Here is a 2,541-nt window from a genome sequence, read left to right as displayed (position 1 = left end):
AGAAAGAAGGATTATATTTGCAAGATATTCAAGTTATTATCAATTCTTTTCCCTATTTACTAAAAGGAACCCTTGTTACGTTGGAATTAACCCTTTTTAGTTTGCTAATAGGATTTGTTGTGGGGGTTGTAATTTCTTTTGGTCAATTGTACGGTAATAAACTTGTACAATTTATTTTTCTGATCTACGAACGAGTATTTAGAAGTATTCCTTTGTTGGTTATACTTTTTTTGATTTTTTACGGTTTACCTGCTATAGGAATAAGATTGGATCCTTTAATCGCCTCAATACTTGGTTTGGGTTTGAGAAGTTCTGCATATCAATCGCAAATTTTAAGAGGCGCAATTTCTTCCATACCAAAAGGACAGCTCGATGCTGCTTACTCCATCGGGATGAACAAAATTCAGACTTTTTTCTATATTATCTTCCCTCAGGCAATAAGAATCGCATTATCAGGATGGACCAATGAAGCAGCGGTGGTTTTAAAAGATACATCTTTAGCTTATGCCTTGGGTGTGGTGGAACTACTAAGGCAAGGTACTTATATTATCTCTGTTACCAACAGACCTTTGATCGTTTATCTAATTTGTGGGGTTATATATTTTATCCTAACTTTTAGTATAAGTAGAGGACTGGGTAGGATTGAAAAAAAGCTTGCAATACCAGGATATGAAACAAGGAGCGTTTGATTAATGAAAGAAGAGAAAGATACAATATTAAAAGTGGAAGATCTTCATAAAAGTTATAATAGCTCAGAAATTTTGAAAGGAATTACCCTGGACGTAAAAAAGGGTGAAACAAAAGTGATAATAGGTCCAAGTGGAACGGGGAAAAGCACCCTTTTGATGTGCATAAATAGGCTTGTCGAACCTGATTCAGGAAGAATATATCTGGATGGAGAAGAGATATTATCCTCGAAGAATATTCATAAAATTAGGCAGGAAATAGGTTTTGTATTTCAGCATTTTAACCTATTTGATCACTTAACTGTGCTTGAAAACGTTAGAATCGGGTTGACTAAAGTGAAAAAGATTGAGAAATCGAAAGCCACTGAAATTGCATTAAAAGAGTTAGAACGAGTCGGTTTGAAGGATAAAGCAGGCCTTTATCCCGCCCAACTTTCTGGTGGGCAAAAGCAAAGAGTCGCAATCGCTAGAACTTTGGCTATGAATCCTAAACTGATCTTGTTTGATGAGCCAACCTCGGCTTTGGATCCGGAGTTGATAGGAGAGGTACTGAACGTTATGATCGATCTTGCAAAAAGTGGTATGACTATGGTGTGTGTTACGCACGAAATGGGATTTGCAAGGGCGGTGGCTGATGAGATTATATTTATGGAAAAAGGAGTGATCGTTGAAAAAGGTTCCCCAGAATCGATGTTCAAAAATCCTCAAAAAGATAGAACTAAGGAGTTTTTGAACAAATTATCGCAGTTGTACGGAAAGGAAGAAAATACATGAGCTTTGTTGAAATTGTCGAAAGTTCCTGGGTTTATATGGTGGAAGGTATATGGGTTACACTTTTTTTAACTTTAATTTCGGTAGTTATAGGATTCTTTTTGGGCGTTTTACTAGCAGTTGCTAAAACGTATGGAAATAAGTTGTCCTATTACATAAGCTATGTGTTTATCGAAATAATAAGAGGTACGCCATTACTTGTTCAACTTTTCATTCTTTATTATAGTTTACCTATTATTGGAATTAGGCTTTCTCCATTATCAGCGTCAATAATGGCTTTTTCTTTAAATTCTGCCGCTTATCAAGCGGAGTATTTAAGAGGGGCTATTCAATCGATAAGCTCGGGGCAAATGCAAGCTTCTTTATCAATAGGAATGAAAAAATGGCAAGCTATTAGATTGATAATATTACCTCAGGCGTTGAGAAGGTTTATCCCTTCGTGGACAAATGAATTTATTTATCTATTGAAGTATTCCTCTCTTTCTTATATTGTTGGAGCGCCAGAAATAATGGCTCAAGCTAAGTTTGTAGCAAGTCGTAACTTTGAATTCTTTCAAGTTTACCTTTTCGCTGCTATCATATATTTTGTGTTGGTCACAATTTTTGGGGAAATATTCAGATTTATTGAAAAGAAAATGAAGATTCCAGGGACCCTCACTTATGCCAGGAATCGAACTTAGAAATGTAATAAAATCTGGATGGTTGCTGAGCGAAGGGATGCTAAAGCAATTTTAGAGTCACTAAAGGCAGTAATAAACGAAAAAACAGGAGGAAATAAATAAATGGAAATAATAGATCTCATAAAAAACCAGATCAATATAGCCTTGTCAAATATTGGCGTTACTGACATCGAACTCAATTTTACTATCGAAACACCTCCAAAAGACGATTTGGGAGATTTTTCATCCAATGTTGCTTTCCTTTTAACTAAAAGATTGAGAAAATCACCCCAAGAAATTGCCCAAATTTTAAGAGATGAATTAGATAAATCTTCTTTTTTTGAAAAAGTAGATAATGTAAATGGGTTTTTAAATTTTTTTGTTTCTCCCCAAATATATCAAAGGATATGTTCTAAAATTTTAAG

The 2,541-nt window shown here is 34.9% G+C and carries 3 protein-coding genes and 1 pseudogene; all 4 read left to right on the top strand.

Going from position 1 to position 2,541, the window contains the following annotated elements:
* The coding region (locus tag AA81_RS10165) for an amino acid ABC transporter permease (RefSeq protein WP_245863584.1) at window positions 1–689 on the top strand (689 nt) is incomplete at its 5' end.
* Window positions 690–692: 3 nt separating this feature from the next.
* Window positions 693–1,460, top strand: a complete 768-nt coding sequence (locus AA81_RS10160) for an amino acid ABC transporter ATP-binding protein (RefSeq protein WP_103898933.1) — start codon at window positions 693–695, stop codon at window positions 1,458–1,460.
* Entirely contained in the window at window positions 1,457–2,137 is a 681-nt protein-coding gene (locus AA81_RS10155; RefSeq protein ID WP_245863582.1) for an amino acid ABC transporter permease, read from the top strand. The genes AA81_RS10160 and AA81_RS10155 overlap by 4 nt, the downstream gene beginning before the upstream one ends.
* A 102-nt stretch (window positions 2,138–2,239) precedes the next feature.
* A pseudogene (locus tag AA81_RS10150) lies at window positions 2,240–2,541 on the top strand (arginine--tRNA ligase); the annotation flags it as partial.

This window comes from Petrotoga halophila DSM 16923, assembly GCF_002924615.1.
This window is presented reverse-complemented; position numbering and strand designations above follow the sequence as displayed.

What these genes read in the sequence shown, in the direction of transcription:
- AA81_RS10160 (WP_103898933.1), top strand. Translation starts at nt 693, where the DNA reads ATGAAAGAAGAGAAAGATACAATATTAAAAGTGGAAGATCTTCATAAA.
- AA81_RS10155 (WP_245863582.1), top strand. Translation starts at nt 1,457, where the DNA reads ATGAGCTTTGTTGAAATTGTCGAAAGTTCCTGGGTTTATATGGTGGAA.